Consider the following 16,957-nt stretch of genomic DNA (forward strand, 5'->3'; position numbering starts at 1 on the left):
CGACCATTCGCGGCCAAGATTCGGAGGTACGGAGGTGGAGGAGGGGGCGGTCGTTACGCGGCTTCGTCGATCGAGCGTCAGCGCGCCACCGATGCGCGTCGCGAGCGCCGCGAACGGCATGAGGTGCATCAGGTTCGCCGCCGAGAGCACCGCCACGTCGCCGCTGCCTCCGGAGTCGGCCATGACGAAGCCCGGAATCACCGCGGCCTCGACGAAGTGGAACTTCAGCAGATAGCCGAGGACTCCGGCCACGAGCCCCGAGACGAGCACCGTCACCACCACCAGCAGCAGGAAGATCGGGTCGGCCACCGCCTCGATGACCTCGTCGAGGTTGATGTACGCGATCGAGACGCCCACGAGCAGCGCCGGCACGAAGTAGGTGGTCATGAGGTCGCCCCACTCGCTGGCCGCCTCCTCCAGCTCGTCCGGGAACAGGTTGAAGATCTTCAGCACCGCGGCCGCGATGATGAGCCACGCGAACGTGTGCAGCAGCGGCATGTACCCGTTGAGGATGCTCGCCAGCGTGTAGAGCACCGCCGTGATCAGCAGCCCCTTGCCGAGGCTGAGGAAGGTCGCCTGCGCCTTCTTCTTCGGCGCGGTGAGCCCGCCGTCCCGGTCCTCGATGCGCATGAGCTGGCCGTTGCCGTAGAAGCCCCGGAAGAGGTTCGGCCTGGCGCTGCCGACGCCCTTGAAGATGCCCGCGAAGAGGATGCACACGCCGTTGGCCAGCGCCGTGACGGCCACGAGCTGGCCGAAGTACACGCCCACGTCGCTGCCCGTCTCGGCCGCGTACATCTCCGACATCGGGATGGCGCCCACGCCGATGCCGCCGGCCATCGCGGGCGCGGCGATCATGAGGACGCTGTCGATGAATCCCCGGCCGAGCAGCGCCCCGATCGCGCCGATCACGACGAAGGTGAGGACGATGCATCCCGCCAGCGGCACGATGAAGCGGGGCCCGGCCTTGATGAGGAGCTTGCGCGGCATGCCGAGCACGGCACCGGTGATGATCGCCGCGACGATGAAGTCGAGGAAGCCGATGTCGTCCATGAACGTCGACACCGTCTCGGTCACCACGTCCGGCATCGCGCCGAAGAAGATGAGCGCCGAGGGCACGAACGTGCACAGGAGCGTCGCGAGCCCGTAGTCGCGCACCACCGGGATCATCGATCCGATCCACGTCAGCAGCCCGCCCAGGAGCAGCGTCGCGGTGAAGCCGCCGAGCAGCCCCTCCGGGAAGAACCCCGTGTAGACGGCCACGAGGCCGGTCGCGAACACCGCGGCGAACCACAGGATGGGCATGTCGTTGATGCGGCGCCACGTGTACCGCTTCTTCTGCGTGGCGATCGCGGGGTTGCGAACCGCGATGTGGTCGGTGCGCGTCGGCTCCGGCGCGCTCCGGTCTCGGCCCTCGCCGCCGCCCGCCTCCGTGGCGGGCTGCGAGGGCGTCCTCTCGTCTGATGACATCATTGTCCTTTCGATCTGATGCGTCGCCGCGGCGGGCGCGGGATGCGATGGGTTGCCGGGCTATTCCGCGTCGATGCGGCGCACCCGGGTGATCACGCCGCTGGGCTCTTCGCCGTCGAGCACCGCGTGGATGTTCCGCCACACCGTGGCGATCCTGCGCTGCACGTTCTCCCAGCCGACCCCGGCCATGTGCGGGGTGCACACTGCGTTGGGCAGGCTCAGCAGCTCGCTCGCGGTGTCCAGCGGCTCGCGGGCGTAGACGTCGAGCCCGGCGCCGGCGATGCGGCCCTCGCGCAGCGCCTCGATGAGCGCGGTCTCGTCGAGCACCTCGCCGCGCCCGACGTTGACGAGCACGCCGCTCGGCTTCATCAGGGCGAGCTGCTCGCGGCCGATCAGCCCGGCCGAGCCGTCGTTCAGGGGGAGGCTCAGGCAGACGACGTCCGCGCGGCTCATGAGCTCGTCGAGCGGCACCGGGGCGGCGGGGATGAGCTCCGCGACCGTCATCGGGATCTCGGCGCGGTCGTAGTAGATCACCTGGGCGCCGAAGCCCTGGCTCACGATCCGGCCGATCCAGCGGCCGATGTTCCCGAGGCCCACGATGCCCACCGTCTTGCCGTAGAGCTCGCCGTAGGAGGTCTCGTCGAGGTCGGGGCGCCACTTGCCCTCGCGCAGGAGCCGCATCGAGGCGGGGATGCGCCGCAGCACCGTCAGCAGCAGCGTGATCGCGTGCTCGCCCACCGAGATCGAGTGGGTCTTCATCTGGGCCACGGGGATGCCGAGCTCGTCGAGCGTCTCGAGCGGGAGCTGGCCGTAGCCGGAGCTCATGTACTGCACGAACTTCGCGCGCTTCGCGGCCCGGAACACCGCCTCGGGCACCTCGACGCCCGAGACGACGAAGTCGGCGTCGGCCGCCTCGCGGATCATCTCGGCCTCGGTGGCCTCCGGGGGCAGCACGGTGAGGGAGAAGCCCTCGGGGGTCGCGGCCCGCAGGCCGTCGATGTAGTCGGAGAGGGGGTTGAGGAAGAGGACCTTGTAGGTCATGGATGCACGGCTTTCTCGCGGTGGATGGGATGGTCTGGGGCGCCCCGCGGGGCGCCGGCCCGGTCAGGCCAGGGCGTCGATCACGGCGTCGGCGACCTCGCGGGTGCCGGCCTCGCCGCCCAGGTCGCGGGGGCGCGTGGTCCCCGCGGCGAGCATCGTCTCCACCGCGCTCTGGATGCGCTGCGCGACGGCCGTGGCCGTCTCGTCCGCGTGCTGCTCGCCGAGCCACTCCAGCATCATCGCGGCCGACAGGATCATCGCCGTGGGATTGGCGACGCCCTGCCCCGCGATGTCGGGGGCGCTGCCGTGCGAGGGCTGGAACACCCCGTGGTCGAGGCTGACGTCTGCGGAGGGCGCGATGCCGAGGCCGCCGGCGATGCCCGCCGCGATCTCCGAGGTGATGTCGCCGAAGATGTTCTCGGTGACGATGACGTCGTAGCGCGCCGGGTCGGTGACCATGTACATCGACCCCACGTCGATGTAGTGCTTGGCGCTGCCGATGTCGTCGTTCGCCGCCGCGACCTCGTCGAACACCTTCTCCATGAGCACGTTGCTGCGCAGCGCGTTCGACTTGTGCAGCAGCGTCACGTGCCCGGGCGTGCCCCGCTTGCGGCGCGCGCGGGCCTGCGAGAACGCCACGTCGAAGAGCTTCTCGCACGTGGCCCGCGTGATGGTCATGCGATCGGTGGCCGTCTCATCGCTCGGCTCGTGCGCATCGCCGAGGCCCGCGAACATGCCCTCCGAGGTCTCCCGGATCACGAGCATGTCGACGTCGCGGGAGGTGAGCGGCCCCTCCACGCCCTCGAAGAGCCGCACGGGGCGGAGGCTCGCGAAGAGCCCGTAGTGCGCGCGCATCTCGACCTGGGCGCCCAGCTCGAGCCCCTCGGGGCCGCGCACGTCGGGCAGCCCCATGGCGCCGAACAGCACCGCGTCGAAGCGCTCGCCGATCTCGTCCATGTCCGCCGCGGTGATCTTCCTGCCGGTGCGCCGGTAGAGCTCCGCGCTGAAGTCGTAGGGCGTGCAGGCGAGGGCGATGCCGTAGCGCCGCTCGCACTCCTCGAGCACGGCCAGTGCGGCATCGACGACCTCGGGGCCGATGCCGTCCCCGGGGATCACCGCGATTTCATAAGGCGTCTTCGCCATTCCTCTGCTCCTTTGCATGCAGCACCATCGTGTGCCCAGGGAAGCTAGCAACGCCGCGAACCGGAATCCACGGTTCGGCAGATTTTTCCTACATTATGGGAAGCATGTTTCCCGCCCAGATCAATGTCAATCGTCGGACTTCCCTGCAATGTCAACGGAGTTCGCAGATATCACCGGGTCGAGATCGTCGCCTTCGCTCGCCGCTCGACGGTTGATCTTCCCGAATAATGGGATTACGCTCCGAGCATGACGAGAACGGTGTCGGAGGTCGGGGTGCTCGACAAGGCGATGGCCATCGTCGACGTGGTCGAGTTCCAGCCCATGACCGCGAGCGCTATCGCGCGACGGCTCGGCACGAGCGTGTCGACCACGCATCGGCTGGCCTCCTCGATGGTGACGCACGGCCTGCTGCAGCGCGACGGCGCGGGGGTCTACAGCCTCGGTCTGCGGTTCGACAGCGGCCGGCTCGCCCTCGCCGCCAGGCCGCTGCTCACGGCGCTGCGCGACAAGACCGCGGAGACCACGCAGTTCTGGGTGCGCCGCGGCGATCTCCGGCTCTGCCTCGAGTCGGTCGAGACGCCGCACGAGCTGCGCGTAACGCTCGCCACGGGCACGACGCTGCCGCTGAGTGACGGGGGCTCCGCCGCCCGGGTGCTGCTGGGCGAGACCCGCCGCCCCGGCGCGGAGGATCTGCCCTGGATCGAGAGCATCTCGCAGCGCACGGTCGGCGTCTGCTCCGTCAGCGCCCCGGTGGACGTCGACGGCCGCATCATCGGCGCGATCTGCCTCGCCGCCCCGGTGCCGAGGGTCGCCACGACGCTGGGTGAGGAGTGGGGTCGCACGCTCGCGGCCGCGGCCCGCGCGCTCGGCGAGCGGCTCGCGCTGTAACCGCGGGTCGCCGGATGAGGCGGCCCGTTTCGCGACACGTGCCGAGGAGGAGGGCGGGCACCGTAGAATGGGAGGCACAGCCCTTCGCGCATTCATGGCTCGTGCGAATCGGCATCAGTGGAGGATGAGACATGACGACAGTGCGCACCCGTGAGTCCGGACAGCTCGAGGCCGAGATCCTGCGCATCCTCAGGACTCAGGAGGCACCGCTGAGCGCCCGTGAGATCCGCGCTGCCGTCGTTGGACGCCAGCCCGCCTATACGACCGTGATGACGGCGCTAGGCCGGCTCGAGAAGAAGGGCGAAGTCGTCCGGGCCGCAGAATCGCCCAGGAAGGTCCGCTTCCGCGCCGCGCATTCGGGTGACGAGCACGCGAGCAGGACGATGCTCTCGGCGCTCGAGGAGTCAGGCGACCGCGAAGCCGCACTGCTGCGGTTCGCGGGACATCTCACCGACGAGGACGCCGAACTGCTCCGGGAGGCGATCCGACCGCGCCGCCGTGGAAAAGCGGGCTAGCCCGTGACGGCGATCATCGGCTTCCTCCTCGCGGCGGTCGTCTGTCTCATCGGCGCTCCCGCAGTGCTCGCCGGCGGGCACTGGCAGGTGCGCCGCCCGCAGCTGGCCCTGGCACTGTGGTGGGGGGCGGTCCTGTGCGGATGTCTCTGCGCCGCCGCTTCCATCGTTGCCAGCGTCGTGGTGGGCCTTCTCGCCTCCAGGGCCGGCTCCTGGAGCGAGGCGATCTTCCTCACGATGCTTCCCTGGTTCAGCCTCGGCGCAGTGGGGGCGGTCATCGCGCTCATCGCCGTCTCGGCGGAACCCCTGGGGGAATCGCATCGGCGTGCCGCGCAGACGGTCGCGCCTATCGCGATCTCGCGCGAGGACCGCGGTGCCTTCACCCTGGTGCGCTTCGGCTCGGATGAGCCCACGGCCTGTGCGATCCCGGGCCGATCGCCGGAGATCCTCATCTCGACCGCCCTCGAGGAGGCGTTGACCACTGCACAGCTGCGCGCAGTGGTCGCGCACGAGTACGCTCACCTTCGGCACCGCCACGGCTGGGCGGTGCGGGCGGCGGAGATCAACGCGCTCTGCCTGCCGCGGGCGCTGCCGGCCGGCCGACGGCTGCGGAAGGCGACGCTGCTGCTCATCGAGCTGATCGCGGACGATATCGCGGCTAAGCAGGCCGGGCCCGCCAATCTCGCGAATGCGCTCGTCCGAATCGGCCGGATCACCGCCGATCCCACCCTCGACTTGCGGGCAGAGCGGATGACGCTGCGCCGGTGGCCCGTCGCCTCGCGCCGCCGGGTACCCGAGCCGGTTCGGATCTGATCCGGACCGGATCTGACTTGGACCGGAACCGAGCCGGAACCCGAGTCAGGCGATGGGGACGCTGATCAGGGCGATCGGCTGCGCATACGTCGAGACCCGCGCGGTGATCTCGATCTGCCATTCCCCGGCAACGGGCAGCGTGAGCTGCGCCCGGTAGTCGCCCGATTGCGGGTCCAGCACGACCTCCGCCGGCAGCGGTCCGAGCCCCTGCTCGGGCAGCCGCGCGGACACCTGCACCTCCTCCGAGCGAAGCGGCTCGCCCTCGTACTCGAGCGAGAATGTCAGCGTGTTCTCCCCCGCGAAAGCGGGCCCGAGTATGCCGTCGACGAGCAGTCCCTGCGATTCCGCCCGAACCTCCAGCTCCTGCGGGGCCGTCGGCTGCGCCTCGGCGGTGTGATGCTGGTGGTCCGGACTCGCGTTGCTGAGGTAACCGGTGATCGCGACGATGGTGACGATGAGCGCCGCTTCATAGGCGAGCAGACGTCGGAGGCCGGCCCAGCGCATCCGGGTCGTGGGCTTCGCGGCGATCTGCGGCAGCAGCCGCTTCCGATTCCAGGCGCCCAGCAGCACCACCGCGAGCACGATGCCCAGCTTGATCAGCAGCGTCCGGCCGTATCCGGTTTCGAGCAGCTGCGACGGCTCATCGAGGATCAGCAGCGTCATGACCGTGCCGCTGACCGCGAGCAGCACCACGCTCCACAGCGCGTAGCGGGAGAAGCGGGATGTGGTCTCGATCGCCTCCCGCACGCGGTCGGCGCCGTCCTCGGCGCCGGGATGCACCGATCCGAGCGAGCGCAGCAGCCCGATGACCCCGCCGGTCCAGAACGCGGCGGCGAGCAGATGCCCGATATCGGCGGCGACGATCAGCCAGCCGGGCTCGCGCGTCTGCGTGTGCCCCACCAGCACCGGCATCGAGACGGCGACGGCGGCGAACGCCACGGTCAGCGACGCGCGAGCCGACGCGCGTCGCCCCGACGCATCGCAGCTCTGGGCGCCGTCACCACGGCGGCTCAGCGCCAAAGCGATACCGCCGGCGAGCAGCACGATCCCCGCCACGATGAGCGGCTGCGACTGCACCGCCCCGAGCCAGCCGCTCACTGCGCCGACAGCAGCCAGGGGTTCCCCCACGATCCGCAGCGCCGAGGCGGGGATGAGCAGCAACGAGGCGACCGCGCCGACACCGAAGGAAAGCAGCCAGGCGCGGCGGTACCATCGCCTGCCGCCGCCTCCTCCCCGACGGACGAGGCGGTCGAAGCACAGCAGCCCCGCGAAGACGAGCAGGCCAAGATACTGCAGGGCGGTAAGGATGACCACCGCGGATTCCGTCGAGGCCGGCGTCGCGCTGTCCAGCGGAACGGTTGTGCCGCCCGAGCTCGAGGGCTCGCCGAGATGGAACACGATCGCGCCGTCGACGGGATGCCCGTCGGCGGACACCACTCGATAGCTCAGCGTGTAGGTGCCTCGGTCAAGCTCTGTCGGCAGGGTGATCAGCACGGACTGGTCGCTCGTGCTCGCATCCAGCAGGATGGGCTCGCCGTCACCGGGAAAGAGGCGGATCGCGCCGTCGATGAGCTGAACCGACTCGTTGAAGCGCAGCTCAGCGGCCTCGGGCAGTTCCTCGATCACCTCGCCGTCGGCAGGGCTCGTGCTCAGAAGCACGGCGTGCGCGGAGGTCGGCTGCACCGCAAGGCTCAGCGCCAGTGCGCAGCCGAGGATCGCCGCGAGCATGAGCCGCCAGGCCTGCGCTCGGCGAACCGGCAGCCTCCGCACCAGCGCGCGCCTCTTTCCCGTGACGGCAGCGGTCATGCCTTGTTCCGCGTCCGGAGCAGGGCGAAGATGGCGACCACCAGCCCGAGCCCGCCCAGGGCCAGCGAGGTGATCACCAGCGGACCGTTCGCCGTCGAGCCGCCGGCGGCTGCCGACGCATCCGGGGCCGTCGCGTCCTGTCCCTCGGCGTCCGCGGCCTCGTGCTCATGGTCGCCGGGGGCGACCACCTGCAGCTCGGGCGAGGGCAGCTCGAGTTCGTGGGGGTCCTGCCCCTCGGCCGCGATCTGCACCCAGGCCGACTCGCCCTCTTCGCAGGTCTGCACCGTGGGGAAGTGGAGCGTCGTGCCTGCGGCGTCCTCGGGAAGCTTGACCGAGAGTTCGAAGGTGTCGCGCTGATCTGCGGGTAGCGGCGTATCCGTGCGGTACACCACCTCGGAGACCTGCTCGGTCACCTCATTGCCGTGGCTATCCTCCACCGGCGTCTCCAACGCCTGGTGCACCGTCTCGACCGAGTAGAGCGGATTCCGCGTTGGGGTGACGGATGAGATCTCCTCAGGGATCTGGATCGACACCGAGGTGGTCGGCGATTCGCCGCAGCCATGCGGCACGCTGAACGTCAGCACCGCGTAGGCTCCCGCCTCGGCGGTATCGGCGGCCACGGTGACGTGCGCGCTCGCGGCTCCCGCGCCGCCGAGCATCAGCGCCGCAGAGCCCAGCGTCACGGCGGCGCCCATGAGCAGCGAGCGCTTCGCGCCCGACCGACCGCGGGCTGTGGTGGTGTTCGTCATCTTTCCTCTTTTCCTCTCCAACGGATATGCCGCGCGGCGCACGGCATCACTGCACGAGCATGGGCAGGCACATCGCCGCCATGCTCAGGCACATCACGGCGCCGGATGCCATATCCCCGGTGTGTCCGAGCCAGGCCTTTCCCGCGCCGCGCACGCAGTCCGCGAACTCGACCACGAAGATCACCCCGGACACCAGCAGCGCGACGACGACCACCACTCCGGTCAGCGCCGCGAGTACCGACATCGATCCGTGGTCGTGCCCGCCCTGCGAGGGCTGCGAGCCGCTCATGACCACGACCATCCACACCATCGCCAGCATCATGGCCACATGCGCGGCCTGATGCGCGGCGCCGTGCCCGCCGAATATGCGTCGTGGCAGCCTGCCGCCTGCCTGCAGCACGAACATGCCGAGGAACCAGAGCGTCGCGACCGAGAAGAACAGCGTCTGCGGCGAACCCGGCAGGTCCATCCACCAGGGCCAGGACATCATGGCCATATCGGCGGCCATGACGCCGTGAAGCGCGTGGCCGATAGTCTGGACGGGCTTCGCTCGGTCGACGAACGCCCGAACCGCGGAGTAGCCGAGCAGCAGCACGAAGACCAGGGTGAAGCCCCACTGCGCAACCGGATGCTCGAACACGGCCCCCCTCGATTATCTCTACATGATGTAGTAGTAACACTACTCGCCACGAGTCGAGGATGCAATCTACAAGATGTAGAGTTAGTAGCATTCATCGGAATCGGGAGGAACCATGGACGACACCGCGCTTCTCGTCGACGGAATGACCTGCGTGCACTGCGAGCGAGCCGTGACCGCCGAACTGGAGCGACTCCCGCAGGTCGAGGGCGTCGAGGCCGACGCCACCAGCGGCCGTGTGCGCGTTCTGCACTCCGCACCGCTGAACCCGGCCGTCGTGGCCGAGGCGATCGCGGACGCGGGGTACACGCTGCGCAGCTCCGCCGAGCGACCCCGGGGCTAGCCTCCTACCCATGCCCTCGCCCGCCCCGAAAACACCACCGCACCCCGATCCTCCGGTCCTCCCCTCATTTCGGCCCTCCGCGACCGGGCTCGCGGCCGTGGCGATCACGATCGCCATCGCCGTCCCGGTGACCACCACCGTGCTGCTCGGCGCGGCCCCCTATACCGCGCTTCACCAGGGATTTCCGGGACTCGACACGGGGGTGCTCACCTCGATCCTGCTCGCCGGCGCCGACCTGGGCTCACTCGCCACCGTGGGCGCACTCATCTGGCTGCTCTTCCTCCGCGACGCCTCGCGGCGCCGTGCGCAGCTCGTCGATGACGCGTTCGAGATCACCATCCTCCAGGCTGCTGCAGTGCTCTGGTCCACCTGCGCGGGAGGCTCGATCATCCTCGAAGCCTTCGACTCCACCGGGCAGTCGCTGTCGGGGAGCGCGCAGCCCCAGGATTTCGCCTTCCTCTACGCCACAGCCACCGCGCCGCGCGCCTGGACGGTGAGCTTCATCGCCTCGCTCGCCGCGCTGGTGGCCGCATTCTTCGCACGCCGCTGGACGGGTATGCTCATCCCACTCTGGGCCTCAGCGTTCGGTATTCTCGCCCCGGTGGTCACCGGGCAGGTGCTGGTGGGGCCGGAGCACGACTTCGGCAGCGATGCGGCGATCGTGCAGACCGTCGCGGCGCATGCCCTCCTGGGCCCGCTGCTGGTCGCCTTCCTCCGGGTGCTCTCGGGTCGGCTGATCCCGCCTCCTACGCTTCGACGGATCTTCACGATCGCCGTGGTGGCGCTGCCGGCTCTGATCCTCTCCGAACCTGTCATCGCCTGGTTCAAACTGTCGGGGACGTCGGCGACCGAGTCCCTCACCGGCTGGTTCATCATCGCACGCTGCGCGCTCCTCGCGGTGCTGCTGGTGCTGGCGCTGATCGCCCTGCGGCTCTGGCGGCGCGCCGAGCTGCAGGCGCAGCACATCAACGCGCTGCTGCCGAGCGCGCTGGTCGTGATCGCCGGTTGGGTCGGCGTCGGCGCCGCGATGACCCGCCAACCGCCGCCGCAGTACTTCGTACCCACCAGCATTTCGCAGGTGTTCATGGGCTTCGAGGTGCACGACCCTCCGACCTTCGACGTGCTCTTCGGCCAGTGGCGGCCGAACCTGCTCTTCCTCACCATCTCGCTCGCCGCGATCGCGGTGTACCTGCTCGCCGTCCGCGTGCTGCGCCGCCGCGGCGACCAGTGGCCAATAGGCCGGACTATCTCCTGGGTACTGGGCTGGGCGGTCGTCGTCTTCGCCACCAGCTCCGGCTTCGGCAAGTACTCCGCTCCGGATTTCGGCATCCACATGGTCGTGCACATGTCGCTGAACATGCTCGCCCCGGGGTTCCTCGTACTGGGCGGGTTCATCACGCTGCTGCTGCGCGCGAGCAGCTCGCGCAGCAACGGGCCGTCAGGGCTCCACGACTGGGTGACCTGGGTGCTGCACTGGCCCGTGCTCAGGGTCCTCTACAACCCGCTGCTCGTGTTCGTGCTCTTCGTGGGTTCCTACTACGGCCTCTACCTCACCGGCATCTTCGGCGAGGCGATGCGGTTCCATTGGGCGCACCAGTTCATGAACATGCATTTCCTCATCGTCGGCTACCTCTACTACGGGCTCATCATCGGCGTGGACCGTCCACCGCGCCCGCTGCCGCATATCGGCAAGCTCGGCTTCGCCCTCGCCGCGATGCCGTTCCACGCGTTCTTCGGCATCATCCTCATGACCAGTGCAGAGACCGACATCATTGCGGAGACCTTCTACCGCTATCTGGATCTGCCGTGGGCTGATCTGCCGGCCCAGCAGTACGTCGGCGGGGGCGTGGCCTGGGCCGGCGGCGAGATCCCCCTGCTCATCGTCGTGGTCACCCTGGTCATCCAGTGGGGCAAGCAGGATGCGAAGGACGCACGCCGGAAGGACCGACATTTCGACACCGGGCGGGATGACGAATTCGTCGCCTACAACCAGATGCTCGCGCGCCTGGCCGAACGCTCCAACCCCACCCCCGAGCCCGACCGCGACAGTGCTGAGACCGGCCGCGACACCGCTGAATCCAGCCCCGACGCAACTGGGCCGAGAACCCGCCACAACGCCCCGAAGGATGCCTCCCGATGACCGCCACCACCTCCCCAGTCGAGTCGATCGAGCTCGACGTCTCGGGTATGACCTGCGCCGCTTGCGCGGGCAGGGTCGAACGAGCGCTGAACAAACTCGATGGCGTCGAGGCGACGGTCAACTACGCGACCGAGCGGGCGCTCGTGAGCGGCCTCGGCCCGAAGCAGGCCCATCTGGCCCTCGCGCAGGTCGAGCGAGCGGGCTATGGCGCGCATCTGCGCGATGGCTCGGACGATGCGTGGTCGGCCCGTGCCACCGAGATTCGAATCGGGTCCTTGCGGCGGCGGCTCGCCGTCGCGGCGCTGCTCACGATTCCGCTGATGGACATCACCATCGTCCTCGCACTCGTCCCCGAATGGCGGTTCCCCGGGTGGGAATGGATCTGCCTGCTCATCGCATTGCCGATCGTGGCCTGGGCCGCCTGGCCATTCCACCGGGCCACCTTCCGGAATCTCCGGCACGGGCTCGTGAGCATGGACACCTTGGTCTCGCTGGGGATCATCGCGTCCTTCGGCTGGTCCGCCGCCAGCCTGCTCTTCGGCCCGGGAACGGCCTCCGGGCCGACGTACTGGATCGGATTCGGCCTGGCCCCCGACGGCGCGAACTCCCTGTATCTCGATGTAGCCGCGGGCATGACCACCTTCCAGCTGGCGGGACGGTACTTCGAGACGCGCTCCCGCCGCAGAGCCGGCGATGTGCTCGGCGCGCTCAACGAGCTCGCGGCCACGCACGTCCGCGTGCTGCGCGACGGCGCCGAGACCGTCGAGCCGGTCGCGAAGCTGCAGGTGGGCGACGTATTCGTCACCCTTCCCGGAGAGACCATCCCTGCCGACGGCACGATCCTTCAGGGCACCGCCGCGATCGATACGAGCGCGATGACCGGCGAACCAGCGCCCGTAGCGGTATCACCGGGCGGCGAGGTCACGGGAGGAACCATCTGCACCGACGGCAGGCTCGAGGTGACGGCCACCTCCGTGGGCGCACACACCCAACTGGCGCAGATGGCCGTACTGACGGAGCAAGCGCAGGCGCGCAAGGCCGGCGTGCAGAAGCTCGTCGACCGTATCGTCACCTGGTTCGTCCCCGCCGTGATCGCACTGTCGATCGCGGTCGGCACGGTCTGGGCGATCACCGGAGCACCTGCGGAACAGGCCTTCGGCATCGGCGTGAGCGTACTGATCATCGCCTGCCCCTGCGCGCTCGGGCTGGCCACGCCCACCGCGCTGATGGTCGGGATCGGCCGGGCGGCCACGCTGGGCATCCTCATCAAGGGCCACGACGCCCTCGAAGCCTCGGGAGGGATCACGACCGTGGTCCTCGACAAGACCGGAACGCTCACCACCGGCACGATGACCGTGGTGACGGTCACGCCGATCGGCGTGACCCGGACCGAACTGCTGCACCTCGCCGGGTCGGTGGAACGCGGCTCGGAGCACGCCATCGCCCGCGCCATCGAGGAGTCGGCCCGCAGGCAGACCACCGGGCTGCAGACGCCGGAGGACTTCAGCGCCCATCCGGGGCTGGGCGCCTCGGCGCGCATCGGGGCCAGTCGCGTGCTCATCGGCAACGAAGCGCTCATGCACGAGCACGCCGTGGAGCTGGGGCCGGCGGCCCGGGAGGCATCCGAGACCGCCGATGAGAACGGCTACACCGCGGTATTCGTCGCGGAGGACGGCGAGCTCATCGGCGTGCTGACGCTCACCGACGCGATCAAGCCGAATGCCGAGCGCGCAGTATCCCTGCTCCAATCGCAAGGCCTCGAAACGGTGCTGCTCACCGGCGATAGCACTCCGGCCGCGCGCCGCGTGGCGGTCGCGCTGGGTATCGACCGGGTGCACGCGGGCGTGCTCCCCTCGCAGAAGGCGGAGGTGATCCGCGAGCTGCAGGGCCGGGGAGAGCAAGTCGCGATGGTCGGCGACGGCATCAACGACGCGGTCGCCCTCGCCACTGCGGATCTCGGCCTGGCCGTGGTCGCCGGCACCGATATCGCGCTCAAAGCTGCGGACATCATCCTCGTGCGCGATGATCTGCTCGTGATCCCGGATGCGATCGCCATCGCCAGGAAGACCCTGCGCACCATACGAACCAACCTGGTCTGGGCCTTCGGCTACAACGTCGCCGCGATCCCCCTCGCCGCCCTGGGACTGCTCAACCCCCTCATCGCAGCCGGAGCGATGTCGCTCTCATCGATCTTCGTGGTCTACAACAGCCTTCGCATCCAGCGTGTCCGCGGGCTTTCCGAACGCCGCTGAGACCCGCCTGCGTCGTCAGCTCGATGCAGTCGAGCGCTGGGTTCGCTGGTCGGCTCCGGCGCCGAGCAGGCCGGGCCTCGAACACCTGGCTCTACCTCGGGCAAGTCCTCCGCGCTGCACGATGCACGACAGGATTGCTCCATATCGTAGGCGTAGATCGGTGCATGGCGCCCGCAGCATGCCCTCACGCATCCCGTGTCCGACCGCCGCCGAGGCCGGCATCCCGGGCCAGGAGCGCGGCCTGGGTGCGCGACTCGACGTCGAGCTTCATGAGCACGCGCGACACGTGCGACTTGGTGGTGCCGAGCGTGATGCCGAGGCGCCGCGCGATGTCGGTGTTCGAGGCGCCCCGGCCGATCTCGGCGAGGATCTCGGTCTCGCGCTCGGTGAGCCCCGCCGCCGTAACCTGCTCGCCCGCCCGCGGCGGCTCCTGCTCGGCCACCGCGCGGAGCACGCGGCGGGTGACCTGCGGGGCGACCACGCCCTCCCCCGCGGCCACGCGGCGGATCGCCTCGAGGATCTCGGGCGCGGAGGCGGTCTTGAGCAGGAATCCGTCCGCGCCGGCGCGGATGGCGGCGAACACCACCTCGTCCTCGTCATAGGTCGTGAGCACGAGCACTCGTACGCCCTCGGCCGCGAGCACCGTCGTGGCCGCGGCGCCGTCGGTGCCGGGCATGCGCATGTCCATGAGCACGACGTCCGGCTCGAGTGCGCGGACGTTACGGATCGCCGCCTCGCCGTCCGCGGCCTCGCCGACGACCTCGACGCCGTCGGCGTGATCGAGGATCATCCGCAGGCCCGCGCGGATGGCGGCGTGGTCGTCGGCGAGCAGCACTCGGATCATCGCCCGACTCCCCCGTCCCCCGCGCCGAGGGGCAGCGTGGCGCGCACGCACCACAGCGCCTTCCCGCCCTCGGCCGGGGCGGATGCGGATGCGCCGGAGCGGAACGAGCCGCCGTGCTCGCGCACGCGACGGGCCATGGACCCGAGCCCCACGCCGCCGCCCGCGGCCGGCGCCTCCCCCGCGTCGCCGATGGGGTTGACGACCTCGATCTCGAGCACCGAGCCGTCCAGCCGCAGCTCGATCTCGGCGGCGCCGGCGCCGTGCTTGAGCGCGTTCGTCAGCGCCTCCCGCAGGAGCCGGCCCGCGACCCGCCGCACCGCGGCGCCGTCCTCCGCGGCGCCATCCTCCGCGAGGCCGTCCTCCGCGCAACCGTCTTCCGCCAAGCCGCCATTCGCGGCCTCCGCAGACCAGCCGTCCGCAGCGTCCGCAGGGCCGACATCCACAGCCTCCACAGCCCCGCCGTCCGCAGCCTCCGCCGGGCCGCCGAGCAGCAGCGCTCGGGCCGCCGCGTCCGCCTCGACCCGGATCTCGAGCCCGGCCGACCGCAGCTCCTCGAACAGCGACTCGAGGCGCTCGGGCGCGGCGTCCGCCTCCTCCTCGGCCGGGTGCGAGCGCAGCACGTCGATGAGCTCGCGCATGTCGTCGAGCCCCGCGAGCGCGGCCCCGCGCACCTCGGCGAGCACGCCGCGGTCCCGGTCCGGGCTAGGCGGCAGGTCGAGCGCACCGGTCGTGTAGATCGCGATGGTCGAGAGGTGGGACGAGACGGTGTCGTGGAGGTCGCGGGCCACGCGGCCACGCTCCTCGCGGATGGCCTCGACGCGCTCGAGCTCCGCGAGGCGCCGGTCGGCCTCCGCCCGCGCCCGGGCCGCGCCCACCTGCTCGTCGCCGGCCCGCACCTCGGAGCTCCACCACAGCGGCAGGGCGATGAAGAGCACGAACTGCACCGCGGCGGCGGTCGTGACCGCGGCGTCCCCGCTCCGCCAGAGCACCCAGCCCGTGACGAGCACGGCCGTCGCGCCGATCAGCCACAGCGCGCGGCCGCGCTGACCGGCCGAGCCGTAGCGGCCGATCGCGTAGAGCGAGAGCGTCCAGGCCATGAGCGTCGCGACGTGCGTGCCGAGCAGGGCGTCCACGAGCACCATCGCCGAGGAGACGAGGAGGGCGCCGAGGGGATGCCGCGTGGCGACGGCGGCGGCCGCGCAGGCGATCGCGAGCGGGCCCAGATGCCACCACGGGCTCTGCGGCTGCGGCAGCAGCGACTGCTGCGCGTTCGAGCCGAGACCGGCCGCGACGAGGCCGGCGCCGATGAGCAGCACGGCCGCCGCCCACGCGATGTCGCGCGCGGGGACGGGACGGGCGGCGGCGGGCATACCGCCAGTATCCCGGTCGGCGCGGGGCGCCGCATCCGACCAAAGTGAGAGCCCTGTCCGCAACCATCGCGAGACGCGCGCGGCGCCGCGCCCGCGCAGGATCGGAGCATGGATATCGCACTGCTCGCCTCCGCCGGCGCGCTCGTCCCCGTCCTGATCGGCCTCGCGCTCGTCGACTCGCTGAGCTACGGCACGTTCGCCGTCCCGGTGTGGCTGCTCATGACGCCGGGCCGCGTGCGCGCGTTCCGGCTGCTCGCCTACCTGCTCGCGATCGGCGGCTTCTACTTCGTCGTCGGCCTCGTCCTGCTGGCCGGGGCCGGGTGGATCGTGCCCTTCGTGGAGGGGCTCGCCGCGCTGCCCGTCGTGCCGATGCTCGGCCTCGCGGGCGGCATCGCGCTCGTGTGGTGGAGCTTCGCGCTCGACTCCGAGAAGGCGAAGGCGCGCCGCGCCGAGCGGGGCGGCGGGACGAGGATCGCGCGCTGGCGGCGGATCGCGATGGGCGACGACGCGGAGGCCGGCCCCGCCGGGGCTGCCGGGACCGCCGAGGCCGCCCGCGCGGGCGCCGATCCGCATCGCGGCACCGGCACCGGCACAGCGACGCGCTCCCGCAGCTCCGTCGGGGCGCTGATGGGCCTCGCGGTGGTCGCCGGCCTCGCCGAGGTCGCGACGATGATCCCCTACCTCGCGGCGATCGGCCTGCTCACCACGAGCGACCTCGGCTGGCCGACGACCGGGTGGATGCTCGCGGGCTACTGCCTCGTGATGCTGCTGCCCGCGCTCGTCATGCTGCTGGGCCGCCTGCTCTTCGCCCAGGCGCTGCGCGGCCCGCTCGAGCGGCTGGATCGCTGGTTCGCGAAGCACGCCGAGTCGGCGTTCGCGTGGATCGTCGGCATCGTGGGCGCGGTGCTCATCATCAACTGCTCCCCGGCCGTCTTCTAGGCTCTGCCCCGGG

The 16,957-nt window shown here is 70.5% G+C and carries 15 protein-coding genes; 7 read left to right on the forward strand and 8 right to left on the reverse strand.

Features of this window, described 5'->3' with window-relative positions:
• From FM112_RS09080 to FM112_RS09090, 3 genes are all read right to left on the reverse strand, one after another.
• Positions 1-1,467 (reverse strand): 2-hydroxycarboxylate transporter family protein (locus FM112_RS09080; RefSeq protein ID WP_176386763.1); only part of this gene is annotated, 1,467 nt, incomplete at its 3' end.
• A gap of 60 nt (positions 1,468-1,527) precedes the next feature.
• A complete protein-coding gene (locus FM112_RS09085; RefSeq protein WP_087006703.1) occupies positions 1,528-2,508 on the reverse strand; it encodes a D-isomer specific 2-hydroxyacid dehydrogenase family protein in 981 nt (326 codons plus the stop codon).
• A gap of 63 nt (positions 2,509-2,571) precedes the next feature.
• The gene (locus tag FM112_RS09090; protein ID WP_087006705.1) at positions 2,572-3,651 is read right to left on the reverse strand and encodes an isocitrate/isopropylmalate dehydrogenase family protein; all 1,080 of its coding nucleotides are present in this window, start codon (positions 3,649-3,651) and stop codon (positions 2,572-2,574) included.
• A 246-nt stretch (positions 3,652-3,897) separates the two neighbouring features.
• Between FM112_RS09090 and FM112_RS09095 the strand changes: the two genes are divergently transcribed.
• From FM112_RS09095 to FM112_RS09105, 3 genes are all read left to right on the forward strand, one after another.
• Positions 3,898-4,539, forward strand: a complete 642-nt coding sequence (locus tag FM112_RS09095; protein ID WP_087006707.1) for an IclR family transcriptional regulator — start codon at positions 3,898-3,900, stop codon at positions 4,537-4,539.
• 131 nt (positions 4,540-4,670) lie between these two features.
• The gene (locus FM112_RS09100) at positions 4,671-5,054 is read left to right on the forward strand and encodes a BlaI/MecI/CopY family transcriptional regulator (RefSeq protein ID WP_087006710.1); all 384 of its coding nucleotides are present in this window, start codon (positions 4,671-4,673) and stop codon (positions 5,052-5,054) included.
• A gap of 3 nt (positions 5,055-5,057) precedes the next feature.
• Positions 5,058-5,864, forward strand: coding sequence for a M56 family metallopeptidase (locus tag FM112_RS09105; protein ID WP_087006711.1), 807 nt, complete (start codon positions 5,058-5,060; stop codon positions 5,862-5,864).
• A 45-nt stretch (positions 5,865-5,909) separates the two neighbouring features.
• Here FM112_RS09105 and FM112_RS09110 read toward each other — a convergent pair whose 3' ends face one another.
• From FM112_RS09110 to FM112_RS09120, 3 genes are read right to left on the reverse strand one after another with little or no spacing between them, the layout of a single operon-like run.
• Positions 5,910-7,670: a CopD family protein gene (locus FM112_RS09110; protein WP_087006714.1), complete on the reverse strand. Its 1,761-nt coding sequence runs from the start codon at positions 7,668-7,670 to the stop codon at positions 5,910-5,912.
• Positions 7,667-8,419, reverse strand: coding sequence for a YcnI family protein (locus tag FM112_RS09115; RefSeq protein WP_087006716.1), 753 nt, complete (start codon positions 8,417-8,419; stop codon positions 7,667-7,669). Before FM112_RS09115 ends, FM112_RS09110 begins: the two co-directional genes overlap by 4 nt.
• A 46-nt stretch (positions 8,420-8,465) precedes the next feature.
• Positions 8,466-9,059: a DUF5134 domain-containing protein gene (locus FM112_RS09120; protein WP_087006718.1), complete on the reverse strand. Its 594-nt coding sequence runs from the start codon at positions 9,057-9,059 to the stop codon at positions 8,466-8,468.
• Positions 9,060-9,171: 112 nt separating this feature from the next.
• Here FM112_RS09120 and FM112_RS09125 point away from each other — a divergent pair, with 112 nt between their 5' ends.
• The 3 genes from FM112_RS09125 (at position 9,172) to FM112_RS09135 (ending at position 13,791) form a co-directional block, all read left to right on the forward strand.
• Entirely contained in the window at positions 9,172-9,399 is a 228-nt protein-coding gene (locus tag FM112_RS09125; protein WP_087006720.1) for a heavy-metal-associated domain-containing protein, read from the forward strand.
• Positions 9,400-9,496: 97 nt separating this feature from the next.
• Entirely contained in the window at positions 9,497-11,539 is a 2,043-nt protein-coding gene (locus FM112_RS09130) for a cytochrome c oxidase assembly protein (protein ID WP_217874499.1), read from the forward strand.
• Positions 11,536-13,791 (forward strand): cation-translocating P-type ATPase, encoded by a 2,256-nt coding sequence (locus FM112_RS09135; RefSeq protein ID WP_087006725.1) that lies wholly within the window; start codon positions 11,536-11,538, stop codon positions 13,789-13,791. The genes FM112_RS09130 and FM112_RS09135 overlap by 4 nt, the downstream gene beginning before the upstream one ends.
• A 184-nt stretch (positions 13,792-13,975) precedes the next feature.
• On the opposite strand, the gene FM112_RS09140 is transcribed toward FM112_RS09135, so the two are convergent.
• Positions 13,976-14,635, reverse strand: a complete 660-nt coding sequence (locus FM112_RS09140; protein WP_087006727.1) for a response regulator transcription factor — start codon at positions 14,633-14,635, stop codon at positions 13,976-13,978.
• Positions 14,632-16,005, reverse strand: a complete 1,374-nt coding sequence (locus tag FM112_RS09145) for a sensor histidine kinase (protein ID WP_087006729.1) — start codon at positions 16,003-16,005, stop codon at positions 14,632-14,634. Before FM112_RS09145 ends, FM112_RS09140 begins: the two co-directional genes overlap by 4 nt.
• Before the next feature lie 108 nt (positions 16,006-16,113).
• Here FM112_RS09145 and FM112_RS09150 point away from each other — a divergent pair, with 108 nt between their 5' ends.
• Entirely contained in the window at positions 16,114-16,944 is an 831-nt protein-coding gene (locus FM112_RS09150) for a GAP family protein (RefSeq protein ID WP_087006730.1), read from the forward strand.
• Positions 16,945-16,957: the final 13 nt, after the last annotated feature.

Source organism: Gulosibacter sp. 10, assembly GCF_900163695.1.
Lineage (GTDB): Bacteria > Actinomycetota > Actinomycetes > Actinomycetales > Microbacteriaceae > Gulosibacter.

Excerpts from the sequence above, each read along its gene's own strand:
- FM112_RS09125 (WP_087006720.1), top strand. The coding sequence starts at position 9,172 with ATGGACGACACCGCGCTTCTCGTCGACGGAATGACCTGCGTGCACTGC.
- FM112_RS09140 (WP_087006727.1), bottom strand. The coding sequence starts at position 14,635 with ATGATCCGAGTGCTGCTCGCCGACGACCACGCCGCCATCCGCGCGGGC.
- FM112_RS09145 (WP_087006729.1), bottom strand. The coding sequence starts at position 16,005 with ATGCCCGCCGCCGCCCGTCCCGTCCCCGCGCGCGACATCGCGTGGGCG.
- FM112_RS09100 (WP_087006710.1), top strand. The coding sequence starts at position 4,671 with ATGACGACAGTGCGCACCCGTGAGTCCGGACAGCTCGAGGCCGAGATC.
- FM112_RS09085 (WP_087006703.1), bottom strand. The coding sequence starts at position 2,508 with ATGACCTACAAGGTCCTCTTCCTCAACCCCCTCTCCGACTACATCGAC.
- FM112_RS09150 (WP_087006730.1), top strand. The coding sequence starts at position 16,114 with ATGGATATCGCACTGCTCGCCTCCGCCGGCGCGCTCGTCCCCGTCCTG.
- FM112_RS09115 (WP_087006716.1), bottom strand. The coding sequence starts at position 8,419 with ATGACGAACACCACCACAGCCCGCGGTCGGTCGGGCGCGAAGCGCTCG.
- FM112_RS09135 (WP_087006725.1), top strand. The coding sequence starts at position 11,536 with ATGACCGCCACCACCTCCCCAGTCGAGTCGATCGAGCTCGACGTCTCG.
- FM112_RS09090 (WP_087006705.1), bottom strand. The coding sequence starts at position 3,651 with ATGGCGAAGACGCCTTATGAAATCGCGGTGATCCCCGGGGACGGCATC.
- FM112_RS09095 (WP_087006707.1), top strand. The coding sequence starts at position 3,898 with ATGACGAGAACGGTGTCGGAGGTCGGGGTGCTCGACAAGGCGATGGCC.
- FM112_RS09110 (WP_087006714.1), bottom strand. The coding sequence starts at position 7,670 with ATGACCGCTGCCGTCACGGGAAAGAGGCGCGCGCTGGTGCGGAGGCTG.